We start from the raw sequence: 16822 nt of genomic DNA, 5'->3' as shown, positions 1-16822 counted from the left end.
CTCTCGCTCCCCGGCTTGGGTGGCGTGCGCTGTCGTGGTGCTCATGCGGTCCGGCTTTCAGGCTTCTGGCTGGGCTTGCCGGAGCGTGTGACCGCGGCGATGAGCCGGTCAGCGAGGGCGAGGGTGTCGTCGCGGGGTTCGGCGTCGATCTCGGCGAGGGCTCGGGTCAGCTGACGGCGCAGGGTGCGGATCGCGTCGAGGTGCCCCAGTTCGGCGCGGGCGCGCATCGCCTGCTGGTACAGGGGTTCGTGGTGGGGGTGGTGGGCGATGGCGGCGTCGAGGACGGCGAGCTGCTGCGCCGGGTCGTCGGTCAGGGTGTCAGCGAGGGCGAGGTGTGCGTCGATAGCTTCCTGGCGGACCGCTTCGCGGTAGGGCTCGATCCATTCGTAGTCGCAGTCCTGCGCGAGGGGACCGGTGTAGGCGTCGACCGCGCGGCGCAGTGCGGCGGTGCGGGTGTGGGGGTTGGTGGTGTGGCTGGCTTCTCGGATGGCTTCGCGCATGCGCCATAGGTCGATGTCGAGGGTGTCTGGGTGCAGGAGGTAGCGGTGATTGGGGTGGCTGAGATAGGTGCGGGGTCCGCCGGTGTGTCGTAGGACCGCGCGTAGGCCGGAGACGTAGGTGTAGAGCCGGCCGTGGGCTTTGCTGGATGGGGCGTCGGGTAGGAGGTCGTCGAGGATGGCGTCGGTGGAGGCTGCTCCGTCGTGGACCGCGAGGTACACCAGCAGTTCCAGGGACTTGGCGCGTGGTGTGCGCTGCGGGTCGCCGTCGATTACTGCCGGGGTTCCCAGTACCCGCACGCGCACCTGCCCGGATGGGGTGTCGGCGCTGGCGCCTGCCGTGGCGTCGTCCGGGAGGTGCCTGACGCGGTCATTTCGGCCGTCGACCGCAGCCGCCTCATCGGAGGCGGCCAGCTTCACCTCTTGGCGGTGAGCCGGAGTCTGTGCGCTATCGGCCTGGGGTGCGAGTTGCGCGGCGGCTGTCAGCGCTGAGCGGGGTGCGGGAGGCGGCGGGTTGTGGGGGGTAGACGGGTGTGCGTGAGAGAGGTGCTGCTGGTCGGTGGGAGCGGGCGGTTGCCCGGTGTGGGACTCGGCGAGGGTGGTGAGCAGGTCGACGGCTTCGGTCGGGCCGAGCACGGCGAGACGACCTGGATCCGCGGGGTGGCCGCCGCAGAAAGGGCTCTCGTCGCTGGTGGCAGTGGTGCCGTCGGCGGCGACGGTGATGGTGTCGCCTTCGGGCCATGCGCCGAGGAGGATCCCGTGGATGTCGAGGTGCTGTCCCTGGGCGAGGAGGGCGGCGATGCGGGCTCGCTCGTGGCGGTCGGTGGCCTCGGCCAGCAGCATGATCGGAGGTAGAGGTGCTTCGTGGGGCGCGGTGCGGCGTAGCTCGGCGACGCTGTCGACGTCGTGCCGGCACACCAGGCGGGTGCGCCGCATCGTCTGGGCTTCCAGGAGGTTCAGGGCGTCGTCGAGGGTGGTGGTGATGGTCAGTCGGGGCGTGCGTGGCAGGTCGGCTGCGGCGGCGTCCAGGAGTGTCGCCGCGGTCGGCGACGGGATGATTACCTCGGTGCGGGCCTGCGGGTGGTTCACGCCGCCGGTGGCCAGGGCGGCGGTGAGGAACCCGCGGGCGGCAGCTTGTGCGCCGGGACCGGTCAGTCCCAGCCCGGCGGCGGGCCACCGAGCGGCGAATGGGTGGTCCAGGGCCGGCACCACTGGCAGCACTGCCGCATCGACGCCGCGCGCATCGTCGGACATCGCGGGTGCGTGGGCTGCGGAAGCATCGGCGTCCCGGTCGTCATCACCGGTGTGTGCGGGCTCGTCGTCGATGTCGTTCTCGTCGTCGTGGGTGTCACGTCGGGGGGCGGGTGCGTACGGGTCGGGCTCGCCGGCGGCGGCGCGGCGCAGGCCGCGGCGGATCTGCCCGACCACTCGGGGCATGGGTGCCAGGTCAGGGTCGTCCACCCGTGCGGCTGCGCTGGTGGGGTTGCGGGGGACGTAGCGATGGCGGCGGTGGGCCCAGACCAGCGCGACCGCGGCGGTGATCGCGAGGGCTAGGCCGATGTCGACCCAGCTGCCGCTGGGCAACCACACGCCGCGGGTCGCCCGCTCAACGGCACCGCTGGTGTCCTCCGCCGCGGGGCTGGCGGGGTTCTCGTCGGAGGAGGTCGGTGCGGGCGCTGGGATGCTGCTGCTGTCCCGTGTTGGGGTGGCCGGTGTCGCGGGCGACGGCGGGCGAGGTGACGGACTGGTAGGGGGTGTGCCGGGAGGTGACGGCGACGCCTGCCCGTCGGGTTTGTCTGGGCTGGGCGGCGGGGTGACGGGTGTGCGGGGCTTCTGCCTGGTGGGTGGGGTGGCGTCGGCGGGCAGGGCGAGGGTCCAGCCGGGGTAGATGAGGTTCGGGTCCTGCAGGGTGCCGCCGGTGCGCGGGAAGCGGGCACCGCGGTTGAGGGCATAGATTTCCGGCCACCGGTCAGCGTCGCCGAGTTCCTGTTCGGCGATCCTGCAGAGGCTGTCCCCGCGGCGGACGGTATAGGTGGCCGCCGGCCCGTTGGCCGGTGGCGGATCCGTGCGGGTACGGCCGGTGGCCGGCGGGTAGAGTGCCGCGGTGGCCGGTTCGGAGACGGCCAGGTCGGTGCTGCTGTGGGTGACGGGGGCGGCGTGGGCGGTGGCACCGGTGGCGGTGGTGACGGCGGTCGCGCCGAGCAGCGCAGCCGTGAGGCTTTGGAACGGGCCCGGTAGGTGAAGCGTGGCTATCCAGCGCAGCCTCCGGCCGAGGGCGCGGTAGGCGTGGGTGAGCACGGCGGTGGCCAGCAGCAGCCACATGGCCACTGCTCCGGTGGCGGTGAGGGCCGTGACGAAGCCGGTGCCCACTGGTTGGGCGATCCACTGCCGGACGGCGTCCGGTGCGGGCAGCGACAGTGTCCACGTGCCGGTGAGGGCGAGGACGGCGGGCACGGCGGTCGTGGACAGGACGCTCGTGCCGATCGCGAGGGTGCGGGCGTGGATTGTCACCTGGCCTCCGTTCGTTGCCCCGGCCGGCGGCGGGTGTGGCCGGCCGGGGCGGGGTGGACAGTGCCGTGACGGTATGGCCGCCGAGGTGCCAGTGGGGTGGGGTGCGACCTGACAGCGCCTCACACGACCTGACACGACCTCACACCAGCAGGTCAGAGCGGTGGCGGTAGGCGCGGGTCCAGCCGAGAGGATCGCGGCGGCGCGCCTCGGTGATCAGCCGGTTAGCGACAGGCAGGTCGGCGTCCCGACGTTGTTGAGGAGTTGCTGGTGGGAGCGCTGCAGCCAGCCCGGCGGCGGGATAAGCAAGGAACGATCAGGGACGGTCGTGCAGGAACCAGGCGTCGCCCCGGGTAAGCGCGATGGCGAGCTGCCACTGTTCGCACTGCAGGCTGCCACCGACGGCCATGAGTTGCCCGGCGAGCTCCCACGCCTGCGAGCCCGGTTGAGGTCGGTGTTGCGCGGTGAGCTGCAGCATGGTTCCCCAAGCGGCGATGAGAGCGGCGCCCCACCGCTGGTCCCACTGCCGGAGGGCCGCTGCCAACGCCGGGATGCAGTTGTCGCGGGTGGCGCCGAAGTAGGGCACCCAGGCAGGGGCCAGACATTGTGACGTTGTGGGCAGTAGCACCAAATGCACTTCGGGCCAGGTGTGCCATCTGCTGGTGCCGACGAGGTATTTGGACCCGCTGAAGGCGCGGGCGGCGAGCTTCGAGTCGGCGAGGAGGGTGTCATAGGTCCACCGCTGCAGAGCCGTCGAGGTGGTCGGTAGGGTCAGCTGCTCGAAGGCGGAGGCGACCATCTCGGGGCCCAGAAACGTCTGCACATAGCGCTCTACGCTCTGGTGGTCCTGGACCTCACTGCTGCGCTGATACACCGACCACGGATCCAGCGTCCGAGCCGCCCTGTCCAGATCAGCGAGGTACACAGCATCCGGTTCGTCGTAGAGGCCGTCCGGCAACGTGAAGACGGGCCACCGGCCTGTAACCGGCATGACCGCGTGAGCGGCATGCCACGCATCGAGTAGTCGAGCAGGTTCGACCTTCCTCACCAGGAAGGTGTGGCCGGGCCCCTCCTCCACGGGGTGGCCCTGCAGAACAGATCCTCGCAGTGCGGTCGCGATGTCGCGGGCGTCGTCCATCGCTGCAGCCATACGAGCACAGTAATTCTAGCCACTGGAGCGCTCGGCGGGGCGCCGCCTTCCTCATAGCGGAGCTGGCCGGTGGGACCGTCCATAGTGTCTACGGGAAGAGCAACGACACGTCAGGTGATTGAGGTGAGGTTGGCGGAGCCGCGCTGGCATCGGTATGCGCAGTGATGCGGGCTTCGTGAGGTGCTGAGCGGACCGTCAGCACTGGGGCCGGGGTGGTAGCTATGGCCGTGACGATGCCACGAACGCCGCGCCGAGGACCGCCAGTTCAAGGGACAGAAGCATCGCGACCTGGTCGCGACCAACCCGATCGACAGTCAGTACCGCGATCAGCATCGCTACGCCGACGAGTGCGACGCCCCAGCGCCCCCTGCTGTTCAAGAGGTGCCTCCGCTTCGCCTTCCCAGTCGCCGCGGGGTCGTCGAGCAGCCTCTCCCCCGCCGGACCGTATCCATACCACTTCCTGCCCGGAGTCCCCTACGCTCTCACGCATGAAGCCGTGGCAGGTCAGTGTCATCGTCATGGTCCTCTTGCTGGTCGGGCTCCTCGGATGGCTCGTGGCTTCTTATCGCAAGGGCCGCGACGGGCATTGATCCTGCTTCGCGCGCACAGGCTTCCTAGTAGTTGCAGTGACGCGGGGTGCCGGTATTACGGGGCCGCGAGGGGCGCGGTGAGCTGGTCACACGGTGAGCTCTCGTCAGTCGGTCAGCGGCGAACGTCGACTGGTAGGTCGCTGCCGGCAGGGGCGACGTCGGGGAAGAGTTTCCGCTGGGTGTGCAGGAGCCGGTGGGCGGCGGCGGGGTCGCCGAGCGCGGTGAGTTCGTCAGCGGCGCGCTGGTGCAGGTCCTGGTTGTAGGGGTCGATGCGGATCGCCGCCTGCAGGAGTCGAAGCCGGTCGTGCGGGTCGGTGTGCGCCGCCGCGAGGCTGGCGTAGGCGTCGAGGACGACCCGGCGGGTGACTTCGCGGGGCTGGTCGATCCACGGCCAGGTGTGGCCTGCGGCAAGGTCACCGGTGTAGGCGTCGATCACCGTCTGCCAGGCGAGTGTCGGATCGGTGAGGGTGGCGGCGGCGTGGTGGGCGGCGGTGTGCAGCCGCCACAGGTCGACGTCGACCTGCTGGGGGTTTAGGCAGTAGCGGTCGTCGACAGTTCCGAGGACTTCCAGGTCTGTCACGGCGCGAAGGTTGGCGCGGAGGTCGCTGAGGGTGGTGTAGAGGCGGCTGGTGAGGGTGTGGACGGGTAGGCCGGGCCAGATGGCCTGGACCAGTTGCGTGGTGGTGGCGCCGTCGGGCCGCACGGCGAGGAAGACCAGCACCTGCAGGGCCGCGCTGCGGCGGATCGTCACCGGCTGCCCCTCGACGTGCAGGGTAGGGCGACCGAGCACCCGCAGCTCGAACACCGCCGGGCGTGACGTGGTCGTGCGCAGGGTGTCCCTGCCAGGTTGGCGGGGAATCCGAGCCTGCGTGCCGACGGCGGACTGCTGTCGTTTCGCGGCGGCGCTGGTGGACGCGGTAGTCGTGGGGCCGACGAGGACGGTGAGCAGGTCTGTCGCGGCCGTGGGGTTGAGGACACACAGCCGTGGTCCGGGTCGGCCCGTGCGCTCGTCGCGGGTGTGACCGTGGCGGTCCACGTGCCAGGTGTGTCCGACGGCCCTCGTGTCGAGCGTGACGACCTGTACCCGGTGTGCGATCAGGGCGGTCAGCTGCTCAGTCGCGGCGGCGGAGCTCCCTTCGGTGATCAGGACCGGTGCCGGCGGGAGGCTGTCATCGGACGGTGCGGGGGTGTGGGCTGCGGAGGCCAGCAGTCCGACGGCCTTGTCGGCGGTGTCGACGACGTGCAAGCCGGGGATCGTTTCAGACGCTGCGGGCAGGTCGGGTAGCAGGGCGGCCAAGGCGCGGCGAGTGACGAGCACCCGCACACCGTCTGCAGGGTCACGCAGTGCGGCGAGCAGTCGAGTGACGAGGACACCTCGGATGGCGTCGGTCGTGCCGTCGCCGGTGAAAGCCACCCCGGTAGCGGGCAGGTCCGGCATCGCGGCTCTGGTGGGGGTGGCCGGCGGTGGCGGTTGATCGGCGACCGCTGCCTGCACGGCGGTGACCGTGTCCGGCAGCGGTGTCAGCGCTGACGCATTGTGGGATTTCTGGCCGGGTTGGTAGGCGCGGCGGCGGCGCAGCCACACCAGGGCTGCCGCTGCGGTGACCTGCCGGGCCGTCTCGTCGGGGAGCCAGCCCCCGGCGATCGTCACCCCCGTGTCGGTGTGTGCCCGCACGGTGTCCGGCTGGTGGTGGTGGAGGCCGTCGGTGGACGCCGCTACTGGCAAGGCAGCGACGGCAGGGGCGGGTGTGTGGGCGGTGGTGAGGGCGGCGGCGCCGGCCATGCTCGTCGCGGCAGCCTGCCACGGGGTGGGCAGCGGCAGGCGGCGCACCCAGCGAGCTCCCGCCCGCAGCCGCCGGGCGGCGGTCACCGCCACCGTGTAGACCACGCCCAGCCACAGCAGCCACGCCCCGGCGGCGAGCCCCACGGTGACCGTGCGGGCGGTCAGCGGGTCCGCGACCCAGGCGCGCAGCTGCGCGGCGGTCGGCCAGCTGGGGAGCAGCGGACCGGCGTATCTGGCCAGCAGCCAGGGCGGCAGCACCAGCACCGCCGTCAGCAGCGCGGCGCCCATCACTCGCCTGGGCCAGCTCACCCCCTACCCCTCCCCCACGGCAGAACGGTCGGCGCGGGCAGCGGATCCGCTCATCGGACCTGCCGGCCGGCGACGCCGGGGCGCAGCAGGCGGGTCCACAGCTGACGCAGCCACCACACCGCCACGGCGAGCGCGTAGATCACCCCGAGGATCCCCGACGCCGGCCAGCTCACCAACGCGGCAGCAATGACCGCCACAGGCACCCCAAGGATCAGCCGCAGGATCGGTGCGGACACCACCGCCATGACCGTCCCGACGCCGAGGAGCAACCCACCTACCCGCCCGCCGATGTCGATCCACAGGGCCAGGGACGGCCACCGGTCGGCGGTCAGCGAGTACTGGATCAACGCCATGCCCAAGCCGGCGGTGACCACCGAACCGGTCGGAAACGCGAGCAGCTGCGACCAACCGCCCGGCGGGACACGCCACTGCCGGGCGGCGACCAGGGCCATCACCGCGGCAGCAGCGACGATCGGGGCGACCGGCAGCAGCGTCCACCGCAGGAACCCGGCGACCGGGTCGCCGATGTACAGGCTGCCCACCACCGCGTACATGCCGGCGACCGCGACACCGAGTGACGCCGACGCCAAGATCCCGGTGCCCGTCTGCACGCCAGGGGTCACCGAGGTGCCGCCGGTGAGGCTGGTACGGGCGGCGATCGCGGACGCCAACACGGTGCCGGCGCTCAGACTGGCCACCAGAGCGAACACTGCGGCGACCGCGAGTTCACCCCAGTTGAGCAGCGCCATCCGGTACATCAGAGCGCCGTTCCACTCCGCGGTGAGCAGGAACTGCGACACCAGGCCCAGCGACGCGAAACCGGGCACCGCGATCGCGGCCGCTCGCCGCACCGGCGGCACCGGCACCTCCTGCAGCGGCGTCACCTCCCCCGCGGTGGCGGCGCCCGCGTCCGCGGCGCCGCGTACCGTCGCAAGCACACGGTCCGCGACCACGGTCGGGGCGACAGGAAGAGCGTCGGTGAGCACCTTCTGCAGCAGCGGCAACCGGGCAACGCCACCAACGCAGTACACCCCGGCAAGGTCCTGGGGATTGACCTCCGCCGCGGCGACTGCCTCCACCGTCAGCTGGGCAACCCGCTGCAGGACCGGATAGGCCGCCTGTTCCAGCAGCCCAACGGTCAGCACCGTCGCCGACGTGTCGGGCAGCGGCACCATCACCGCGGCGCGGTCGGCCAGCGCGTGCTTCGCGGCCCGTACGGTGGCCATCAGCGCCCACCGGTCACCACCATCAGCTGGCGGGGTGTGGGCGGCGACGGTGGCGGCGACGGCGTCGTCGATCGCCGCACCGCCGGCGGCCGGGTCGGACAGGGTAGCGAGAACCTCGAACCCGCCGGGACCGCGGCGGAGAACGCTGACCTCCGCGCCGGCCCCGACATCGCAGACCACGATGAACGAGCCCACCGGAAGCCTCACCCCGCTGGTGAGCAGGTGCCCGGCCACCGCGATCGGCGCCTCGACCAGCTGCGGCTGGGCGAGACCTGCACGGTGCGCTGCCTGGCGCAGCCAGGTACGTCGGCGAGGGCCCCACCCGGCCGGCACCACGATTCGCACGTCTTCCACCCGGAGACCCGCGGTGTGCTGCGCCTGCTCGGCGACCCGCCGCAGCGTCGAGGCAACAAGGTCAAGGACGTCCATCTCAGCGCCCGCAACGTTCAAGCGTTGCTCTGGCGAGTGGCGCGGGGCTGGAATAAAACGGTCCGGGGCGGTCGCGGCCGCCTGCCATGCCTGATGGCCGGTCGACACGTCCCCGCCAGGGTTAATCAGCACTGCGCTGGGCAGTTCCGGCTCACCGTCGAACAGCAGCGGCACCCACCTGCCGTCCGGCCACGCCAACACGGCGGTGGTATTGGCGCTACCCCAGTCGATCGCCAGCCGCGCCTGCCCCGCTTGCATAGATCTCAGTCAAACATGAGGATCACGTTCACGTCACCCGTGAATCTTCGAGAACTGCAACGCAAGGACAGGCATTGAGGCTTGGATTGCCCCAGCCCTGCCATCGCAAGACGAGGTCGAGCTATTGAGCCTGCTGATGGCCGTCCGCGGGGCCATACCTGGACAAGGTACCGTTCCTGAAGGTCAAGGTGCCGAATCAGTTCGTCAGGATTGGTCGAGCCCTCTCGGTTCCCCCGCTGGATAGCGTTCAGCACATCATCCGCGGTGTCGTCCTGGCCCTTGGCGTACACCCTCGCAGCGAGCTGGTCCGAGCCGAAGGGCAACGCCAAGCTGCGCAGCTCCCCTTCACTCTCGCCTGAGCGAGTCGACGCTGAGAGCGTCGCACGCAGAGGCATGATTCCCGCGGTTGGCGAATCGAGGACCAGGCGCTGCGACGGGCAGGAGAAGGTCACGTCGATGGCGTCGTCCCAACCTGTCCGAAACTCGGGCCGCGTGCCCCAGGCCTCGATGTGAACGGCGATTCGTGCAGCACTCTGCGCAGTGTGGACGAAGACCTGACGTGCGTTGGCCGTCGCGACGACGTGTCTTGCCGCCCGCCTGGCCTCACCGTCGTCTGGGTCGGGACCAAACAGGTCGGCATCTTGCAGGACGAACATCGACCGGATCGGCGTGAACTCACATGTGGCACCGCTCAAGAGAGACACAGGACAGCACCTCGGAGCCTAGGCCGTGATTTCAGAAGCGGTCACTCGAGCGACTCAGTCAGTGCGGCGCTTGGAGTCGAGCCATTCAGCGTCGTTCCACATCAACGGCGTCGCGCCGGCAGGCTCGAATCGGATGCGCGGGTCGCTGCTTTGCACCAGGCAGATTAGGCGGCGGCCGACGAGGGCGGCGCTGGGTGAATGGTCAGCCATGATGTCGAGCACGATCTGAGCCGCACGAGGGCAGGAGGCGGCGAAAGCGTAGTACCCGGTGAACACCAGCGCCAGGCCGGTGGTGTTCGGCGCCCAGCCGTAGTCCTGGCTGACGACGTCTCGCATGCAGTCATTGAGGGCATGCCGCGGAAGACCTCGAGGCGTGGGTCCGCCGAAGCGGCGGGAAGGACGGATGGCAGGCCGTCGGCCCCTGGCATCGCCCCAGGTCACAGTGGCCCCGCAAAGTCTCCTATATCTGAGATGGCCGACGTGGGGCACGCACCCCAGGAGGCGCAGATGAGCACGGACGACGAGCGGCTGGACGCCGTCGAGGATCGCATCGACGAGGCCAAGGAGGCCTCCGACCGGGGCGAGGACAACGAGGGCTTGGGCCTGCGCCACCGCGAGACGGACCAGCACGGCACCTTCGAGCCCTCGGGCGACGACCGGCACGCGGGGGAGAACCCGAGCCCAGGGGCGCGACGCGGGAGCCCTGGGCGAGGCCTCGGCGGGGTGACCGCCGAGCCCGCCGTCCTCAGCCGGGCGCGGGCTCGGCGCCGGCGGCGCGGCTGACCTCGGCCAGGCGCTGCTCCAGGAAGGCGCGCTCCGCGGCGTTCGCCGTGAGCTCCATCGCGCGCCGGTACGACTCGGCCGCGCCGGCGGCGTCGCCGAGGCGGCGCAGCAGGTCGGCGCGGGTGGCGGGAAGGTAGGGGTAGTCGGCGAGCCGGGGATCGGTCGCCAGCTCGTCGAGGAGCGGCAGGGCGGCGGCCGGACCGTCGGCGAACGCCACGGCGGCGGCCCGGTTGAGCGCGACCACCGGGGTGTTCCACACCGCCAGCAGCCGGTCGTAGAGATGCACGACGCGCGGCCAGTCCGTCTGCTCCAGGGACGGCGCGATCGCGTGCACGCCGGCGATCGCCGCCTGCAGGGTGAACCGCCCCGGTGGGCCGGACGCCAGCGCCCCGGCCGTCGCCGTGAGCCCCTCCAGGATCGCGCGCTGGTTCCACCGCGTCCGGTCCTGGTCGGCGAGCGGGAGCAGCCGGCCCTGCTCGGCGGTCCGGGCGGCCCGACGTGCGTCGGTGAGGAGCAGCAGGCCCAGCAGGCCGCGGGTCTCGGCCTGCTCGGGGAGCAGCGCGGCGAGGGTGCGCGCGAGGTGCAGGGCCCGGTCGCAGAGGTCCTCACGGACGAGCGCGTCCCCCTCGCCGGCCGTGTGGCCGGTGCTGAAGAGCAGGTGGACGGCGGTGAGCACGCTGTCCAGGCGTTCGGGCAGCTCCGCCCGGCCCGGGACCCGGTAGGGGATCCGCGCTTCGGAGATCTTCTTCTTGGCCCGGGTGATCCGTGCCGCCATCGTCGGCTCGGACACCAGGAACGCCCGGGCGACGTCGGGCGTGGGAACGCCGCAGACCAGGCGCAGGGTGAGGGCGACGCGGGCCTCAGGGGCGAGAGTGGGGTGGCAGCAGGTGAACACCAGCCGGAGCCGGTCGTCCGGCACCGCGGCGTCGGGCGTGTCCAGGTCGGCCGGGTCGTGCGGATCGACGGTCGCCGGCTCCACGAGCAGCGGGAGCTTGCGCCGGAGGGTGGCCTCGCGACGCAACCGGTCCAGCGCCTGGTTCCGCGCCGCCGTGGTCAGCCACGCGCCGGGCCGATCCGGGACGCCGTCCCGGGTCCAGGCCTGCAGCGCGCTGACGTACGCCTCCTGCGCGCACTCCTCCGCGACGTCCAGGTCGCCCGCGACGCGCACCGTGGCGGACAGCACGAAGGCCCACTCGGTGCGGTGGGCCTGCGCCAGCGCGGCAGCGACCGCGTCCGCCTGCCTGGCGGACGCGGTCGGCTCGTCGTTGGGAGCGATCAGAACGGGTTCGTCGTCGGGTCCACGACCGGGCGGACCTCGACGCCGCCGCCGGGGGCCGGGGCTGGGCACAGCTTGGCGATCTCGACAGCGTGGTCGAGGTCACGCGCCTCGACGACGTAGAAGCCGTTGAGGGTCTCCTTGGTCTCGACGAACGGGCCGTCCGTCACCGTGCCGCCACCCTTGACCGTGGTGGCCGTCGTCGGGGGCGCGAGCGCCTCCCCGCCCGCCAGGGACCCACCGAGTGCGAAGATCTGCTCGACGAACTTGTTGTGCGCGTCGACCATCGCAGGCCATGCCTCGGGCGAGATGTTCGCGTAGTAGGCCGGGTCCTCGTAGATGAGGATCGCGTACTTGGCCATGGAGCTGCCTCCTGCACTGGGTCGCGGGCCGACCTGTCCGGCTCCGTCATCAGCGACGACGAACACCCTGCCGCCGGATCGACAGCCAGGCCTGGATCTTCTTCAAGATTTTTCCGGCGCCGCCGCCGTGCGTGCCGGAGTCCGCTTTGCGTGCTGAAGTGCACTCCAGCAGCCCCACCCGACGCTCCGTCCCGCTGCGAAGCGGCGCGACGGGATGCCACCCGCCGACGCCTAGAGCGTATCTTGTAGATCAGGTGGTGGGGTCGCGGAGCCAGATGCCGATGGCGGCGATGTCGACGGTGCCGCGGTAGACGTAGTCGCGATGCGGTGACGAGTTTCGCCTCCCGCAGCACACCGGTGACAGGGTTGACCAGCTGCACTCCACCGACGATGTCCATCTGCCACAACTGCATCGGGGCAGACCGTTCCCACCGCTGATACGAGTCCTTCGGCCGTTTCCGGGGCCGGACCCGCAGCAGACCCTGCCGCTGCAGAATCCGATCGATCGTCCGCTCCGACGGCACCGCCACATCCTCCACCAGCCACGGGCCGGCCTTGCGCAGCATCTCCAACCGGATCCGCCGCGATCCCCACCGAGGATGCTCCCGACGCATCTCCGCCACCGCGACCTCTACCGCCTCCGCCACCTGACCCGGCGATGAGTGCGGCCGGTGCGACCGGTCGGCCAACCCGGCCAACTGCTCCGTCAAATACCGGCCCATCCACCGATGCACCGTTGACCGATGCACCCCGAAGCTCGCGGCCACCTCCATCACATCCGACCCGGCCAGCACCGCACGGACCGCGTCCAACCGCTGCTCGACAACCGACAAGACAACCAGCGCCAATCCCGGCCTCCCCGAGTCCCGACGCCCCGCGGAGACGTCGGGCTCAGAGTGCCGAAACGGACCACTGTCGCAGATCAGCTGGCGGACGCGTGTCGCACATCAGCCGACGGAGGACATCTGATCAAGAGAACATACTGCTGATTTCTTCTCTTGTAGATCAAGGCACCGCGCGGAGCGCGGTGCGGGGCGGTGAGCCACCGACAGCCGCCGGGACACCGCCCCCTGCCGAGCGGAGGAAAGCCGAGCGCGGTCTCGTCCGGAAAGCGCTCACGAAGCGCGGCGACCGCATAGCGCAAGCAGTAGTCAAGGCTGTTGCCGTCGACCCTGATCGCCGCAGCATTGAGCCGCTGACCCGTGATCACCACCGTCCAGGGCTTGTGCTTCCGTTCCCTGTCAATCTTGACGAGCCCGACCAAGCCCATCTCACCCAGGTGCGCAAACAGCTCCGGCACGCACTCATCCCATCCACGGATGGGACCACTGAGGCCGCTACGGAAGCCAGCGAGTCGGCCTGGTCGTGGGGCCTGGCTTGCCACCGCCTCCTCGGTCACGGCACCAGTTCCACGGCCAGGACGTAGCGAGCCTCCCCTGCAGCCGCCGGCCATCGACTCAGGCCCCAAGCGCCGGCCGGAAAGAGCCCTCCGGCGGCAGTGCGCACCAGGCCGAGGCGAGGCCAGCTGACTCAGCACTCAGGCCGTCGCTAGGCCGTCAACGCCACTCAACGATGACCAAAGCCAACCAATGTCACCAGATGAATGACCAGCTCAGAGCCTTGATCACGGCTCTGAGCTGGTGGGCGACGGACGAGTCGACCTGTACGCCGGATTAAGATCATCGCGCCCCCGTTGACCAGGGGCGGAGCCTGGCGAAGACCGCTGTAGGCCGTCGCCAGGCCGTCAGAGCCACCTCGAAGCCATCATCGAGCCGCTGGCGGCCGAACCTTGGCGGGGTCGACATCCCACCGGAAGGCGCTGCCGGACTGGTGATCGCCGACGACCGTTACCGGGTAGACGTGACCGTAGGCCCGCTCACCCCGGTGCCGCATCGAATGGTCGCCCTCCTCCCAGCCGACCCCGAGGACGGTGCAGCCGGAAACCTCGACCGGGACGACACGCAGCGGATGGTTGGCGGCGGAACGATGGAAGTTGTCGAAGTCGCGGCCGACCCACGAATCCAAGGCGACGGCGTCGCCCAGGACCATGCCGCATCGATCGGCGGGAAGATCACCGAGCAGCCGGGTGGACGTGTCCCCGCCGAGCCGAACCTCAAGCATCGTGATGGCCGGCACGCCGAGCCACGGAGACGGCTGGGTAGCCGCCAGCACGGGGAGACGACGGCCGGGGTCGACAGGTACGGCGACCGCTTCGAACAGCCATTCGTGGATGTGTCCACCACCGGCCGCAGCGACGGCCCTCGCACGATCGGAGAGCCGCTCTCCAATGTTCGGCCAGATGTAGTCGAGGTGACTGACTGTCGCGAGAACCAGCACACCGGACGGGGCCGCGATAGCACCCAATTCAACAAGTTCCACCCGGATGAGTCTGAGCCCGGGGTAGGCCGCTGTCACGGACGCGTTTCCCCAGCAGCCGAATCGAACAGGCTGTCGATCGCGTTCCGGGTGCGTTCCTCGCTGGCCGGCATCAAGTGGGTGTAGACCCGGAGGGTGAAGCCCGGGTCGGAGTGCCCGAGGTACGCGGCAAGGGCCTTGATGCTCTCCCCCGCGTCGAGCAGCGCCGAGGCGTAGAAGTGGCGCAGGGCGTGCATCCCGGTCGCCCGGGTCGGGACGATGCCGGCCGCTTCGACCGCCGGGCGCCAGCTCTTGCCGTCGAAGGTGGCCCGCTTGAGCGCACCTCGCCGGGCGGTAGTGAAGATCAGCGGTACCGTCACCCGCTCGTCGCTGAACGGGTCTTCCCACGGCAGAGTGATCAAGGCACCGCGCTCCGCGCGGTGCGGGGCGGCAAACCCGGCCGGCGGCAAGCCACCCCGGCCGCCTACGGCGCCGGGGCGGTGAGCCACCGACAGCCGCCGGGAGACCGCCCCCAACCCGGAGTAGGAACCAGCTCCAAGCCAGGCCGTGACGGAAGCCTGCGTGGCCGCTCTGCGCGGATGGTCGGGGCTTCCGCCTGCCGCGCCAGTCCAACCCCAGGACTGGCTTGCCACCGGATCACCGGGAGCACGTCAGGAGGCGCCCCAGCCCCAATCGCGCTCCGCAGCCGTACCCTCGTGGTCGTCGAGGAGGTTGCCGGGTGACCATTTCGTGGAGCGCCACGTCTCCGACGTCAGGGAAGTTCGCTCCGGTGGAACGGTCGGACTTCGCCGGCCTCGTCGAGCGGTTCGACGAACTGCGTGCCCAGGGGCGCGGCTACCTCGAAGTACGGGGCAGCGCCGCGTTTCCTGTGCTGACGCTCGGATTCGCGGGTTCTGTGGCGGTCGTCCATCTGATGACGGACGAGGACGCTATGTCCCTCCTGGCCGCCGATGAACCGGCGGACGCAGATGCGGCAGTGGTGGTGCTGGACGACCTGGTCGACTTCACCGCGGACTTCGTTCTCAACCTCGACCGCGCCTGGCGGGTTCTCGAAGGGTTCGTCCGCACGGGTGATCCTCGTCGGGCGGGAGAGTGGCGCGAGTTGTAGTGACGGCTATGGCGGATTGCTCCCGCGCGTGCCGCAGCGGCCAAGCCGGGAGAGGCTTGCTGAGCCAACACTCAGGCCGTCTCCAGGCCGTCTCAGGCCGTGGCCAGGCCGTCAAATTCCACCCAACGATGACCAAGGTCAACCAACGGCGCCGGATAAACGACCAGCTCAGAGCCTTGACCACGGCTCTGAGCTTGTGGGCGACGGACGAGTCGACCTGTACGCCGAATTATGAAAGATATACGCACTCTGAACAGGTGTTTACCTTTCTGCCCCCCTCAGGCGTCGCCAGGGCGTCTGGTGAAAGGCGGGGAGCCTCGACGATTGGCAGCTCCGCCGGTCACGAGCCAGCCGGATCGCGCCGCCACTTATCCGGGTGCCGCCGGGTGCAGAAGGTCCACGGAGACGAGGAAGAGGGCCGTTCCGTCCTCGGCCGCTACGCCTTCAGGCTCGGTCGAGACCAGGGCCAGCGGCACCACCGAGGCGTCAGGCACGTCGCGGAACTCCTTGACGACGCACCGCACCGCAGCCGGCCTCGGCAACGCCAACTCGGGATCGAGGTCGCTACCGAAGATCGGCGCCTTATCGACGAGCGACCATGCATGGCCCTTCGCATCGGTGAACACGACGCGCACCACGGCCGGGAAGGAGGTCCGGTCCACCCACTCGATCGCTTCACAGGCAAGCTCGACGTGATCACCGATTCGGAGGGCTTGTCCGTCCACCTGTTCGCATCCTGCCTGTCGGCGTACCTCGGGTCACGGCGCCTTCGGGCTCCATGACGCCGCGAGCAGATCATCGCTCGCGCGCCAGGTGCGTTCCTCGCTGGCCGGCAACAAGTGCGTGTACACCTGGAGTGTGAACCCAGGATCGGCGTGATCGAGGACGACACCGGGGCCTCGATGCTCTCCCCGCGTCGAGCAGCTACGAGGCGTAAAAGTGGCGGAGCGCGTGCACACCGGTGGCCCGGGTCGGCGTGATGCCGGCCGGGCGCCAACTCTCGTCGTCGAAGGTGCGCCAGTTTGATCGCACCACGCCGAGTGGAGGTAAACAGCATCGACACCGCACTCCGCTATCAGGCACCGCGGAAGGACGGCGTGGGCATGCGGTCCGGGCCACACTGGCCGGCGGTCGAGATGCGGCGTGACGACTAGCCCCGACGAAGCAAGTCGCACATATGTACGATGACGTGGTGCAGGAGGTGGTAGGACGCTGGTGGAACGGCATCTGGGGGCGCCTCGGCCGACGGGACGTGTGGCTCACCCGCCAGGTCCGCTGGAAGGTCATCGCCCGCGCTGGCGACGTCGATACGGGCCGGGTGCTGCGGTGGGAGTTTGATACTGAACCGGAAGCGCTCGCCTTGGTCCAGCGTCTCCTCGCGGCCGACACAGGCGGCATCTGGCGCAAGCAGGACGGCGACAGGGCCTCGTCACCGCCCCAGTGATCCCTTCGGCGGCGGCCGG

General features: G+C 70.3%; 14 protein-coding genes and 3 pseudogenes. 3 read left to right on the top strand and 14 right to left on the bottom strand.

Annotated features, from left to right (window positions below; all coding sequences use genetic code 11):
• Window positions 1–41: 41 nt before the first annotated feature.
• The 6 genes and pseudogenes from ABUL08_RS04885 to ABUL08_RS04860 all read right to left on the bottom strand — a co-directional run.
• Window positions 42–3008, bottom strand: coding sequence for a BTAD domain-containing putative transcriptional regulator (locus ABUL08_RS04885; protein ID WP_350934910.1), 2967 nt, complete (start codon window positions 3006–3008; stop codon window positions 42–44).
• Between the two features lie 313 nt (window positions 3009–3321).
• Window positions 3322–4155, bottom strand: coding sequence for a DUF4253 domain-containing protein (locus ABUL08_RS04880; protein WP_350934907.1), 834 nt, complete (start codon window positions 4153–4155; stop codon window positions 3322–3324).
• 702 nt (window positions 4156–4857) lie between these two features.
• Window positions 4858–6837: a hypothetical protein gene (locus ABUL08_RS04875; protein WP_350934905.1), complete on the bottom strand. Its 1980-nt coding sequence runs from the start codon at window positions 6835–6837 to the stop codon at window positions 4858–4860.
• Window positions 6838–6887: 50 nt separating this feature from the next.
• Window positions 6888–8750, bottom strand: coding sequence for an Hsp70 family protein (locus tag ABUL08_RS04870; protein ID WP_350934903.1), 1863 nt, complete (start codon window positions 8748–8750; stop codon window positions 6888–6890).
• Window positions 8751–8755: 5 nt separating this feature from the next.
• The gene (locus tag ABUL08_RS04865; protein WP_350934901.1) at window positions 8756–9406 is read right to left on the bottom strand and encodes a hypothetical protein; all 651 of its coding nucleotides are present in this window, start codon (window positions 9404–9406) and stop codon (window positions 8756–8758) included.
• Between the two features lie 102 nt (window positions 9407–9508).
• Window positions 9509–9808, bottom strand: a pseudogene (locus ABUL08_RS04860) (barstar family protein); the annotation flags it as partial.
• A 153-nt stretch (window positions 9809–9961) separates the two neighbouring features.
• Here ABUL08_RS04860 and ABUL08_RS04855 point away from each other — a divergent pair.
• Window positions 9962–10237: a hypothetical protein gene (locus tag ABUL08_RS04855; RefSeq protein WP_350934900.1), complete on the top strand. Its 276-nt coding sequence runs from the start codon at window positions 9962–9964 to the stop codon at window positions 10235–10237.
• On the opposite strand, the gene ABUL08_RS04850 is transcribed toward ABUL08_RS04855, so the two are convergent.
• The 7 genes and pseudogenes from ABUL08_RS04850 to ABUL08_RS04820 all read right to left on the bottom strand — a co-directional run.
• Entirely contained in the window at window positions 10200–11420 is a 1221-nt protein-coding gene (locus ABUL08_RS04850; RefSeq protein ID WP_350934898.1) for an RNA polymerase sigma factor, read from the bottom strand. The genes ABUL08_RS04855 and ABUL08_RS04850 overlap by 38 nt on opposite strands.
• Window positions 11421–11512: 92 nt before the next feature.
• On the bottom strand, window positions 11513–11875 hold the full coding sequence (locus tag ABUL08_RS04845; protein ID WP_350934895.1) for a YciI family protein: 363 nt from the start codon (window positions 11873–11875) through the stop codon (window positions 11513–11515).
• A 49-nt stretch (window positions 11876–11924) separates the two neighbouring features.
• Window positions 11925–12053 carry a hypothetical protein gene (locus ABUL08_RS04840; RefSeq protein WP_350934893.1) on the bottom strand — a complete coding sequence of 43 codons (129 nt, stop codon included), beginning with the start codon at window positions 12051–12053 and terminating at the stop codon, window positions 11925–11927.
• 325 nt (window positions 12054–12378) lie between these two features.
• Window positions 12379–12687: pseudogene (locus ABUL08_RS04835) on the bottom strand (helix-turn-helix domain-containing protein); the annotation flags it as partial.
• Window positions 12688–12797: 110 nt separating this feature from the next.
• The gene (locus ABUL08_RS04830; RefSeq protein ID WP_350934891.1) at window positions 12798–13175 is read right to left on the bottom strand and encodes a hypothetical protein; all 378 of its coding nucleotides are present in this window, start codon (window positions 13173–13175) and stop codon (window positions 12798–12800) included.
• A gap of 464 nt (window positions 13176–13639) precedes the next feature.
• Window positions 13640–14254 carry a hypothetical protein gene (locus tag ABUL08_RS04825; RefSeq protein ID WP_350934890.1) on the bottom strand — a complete coding sequence of 205 codons (615 nt, stop codon included), beginning with the start codon at window positions 14252–14254 and terminating at the stop codon, window positions 13640–13642.
• Between the two features lie 32 nt (window positions 14255–14286).
• Window positions 14287–14649 (bottom strand): annotated as a pseudogene (locus ABUL08_RS04820) (tyrosine-type recombinase/integrase); the annotation flags it as partial.
• Window positions 14650–14969: 320 nt separating this feature from the next.
• Here ABUL08_RS04820 and ABUL08_RS04815 point away from each other — a divergent pair.
• Entirely contained in the window at window positions 14970–15359 is a 390-nt protein-coding gene (locus ABUL08_RS04815; protein WP_350934885.1) for a hypothetical protein, read from the top strand.
• Window positions 15360–15727: 368 nt separating this feature from the next.
• On the opposite strand, the gene ABUL08_RS04810 is transcribed toward ABUL08_RS04815, so the two are convergent.
• Window positions 15728–16084, bottom strand: coding sequence for a hypothetical protein (locus ABUL08_RS04810; protein WP_350934883.1), 357 nt, complete (start codon window positions 16082–16084; stop codon window positions 15728–15730).
• Window positions 16085–16551: 467 nt separating this feature from the next.
• Here ABUL08_RS04810 and ABUL08_RS04805 point away from each other — a divergent pair, with 467 nt between their 5' ends.
• Window positions 16552–16803 carry a hypothetical protein gene (locus tag ABUL08_RS04805; RefSeq protein ID WP_350934881.1) on the top strand — a complete coding sequence of 84 codons (252 nt, stop codon included), beginning with the start codon at window positions 16552–16554 and terminating at the stop codon, window positions 16801–16803.
• Window positions 16804–16822 lie beyond the last annotated feature (19 nt).

It is taken from the genome of Micromonospora sp. CCTCC AA 2012012, assembly GCF_040499845.1.
Taxonomy (GTDB): Bacteria; Actinomycetota; Actinomycetes; order Mycobacteriales; family Micromonosporaceae; genus Micromonospora; species Micromonospora mangrovi.
This window is presented reverse-complemented; position numbering and strand designations above follow the sequence as displayed.

What these genes read in the sequence shown, in the direction of transcription:
- ABUL08_RS04880 (WP_350934907.1), bottom strand. Translation starts at nt 4,155, where the DNA reads ATGGCTGCAGCGATGGACGACGCCCGCGACATCGCGACCGCACTGCGA.
- ABUL08_RS04870 (WP_350934903.1), bottom strand. Translation starts at nt 8,750, where the DNA reads ATGCAAGCGGGGCAGGCGCGGCTGGCGATCGACTGGGGTAGCGCCAAT.
- ABUL08_RS04865 (WP_350934901.1), bottom strand. Translation starts at nt 9,406, where the DNA reads ATGTTCGTCCTGCAAGATGCCGACCTGTTTGGTCCCGACCCAGACGAC.
- ABUL08_RS04855 (WP_350934900.1), top strand. Translation starts at nt 9,962, where the DNA reads ATGAGCACGGACGACGAGCGGCTGGACGCCGTCGAGGATCGCATCGAC.
- ABUL08_RS04845 (WP_350934895.1), bottom strand. Translation starts at nt 11,875, where the DNA reads ATGGCCAAGTACGCGATCCTCATCTACGAGGACCCGGCCTACTACGCG.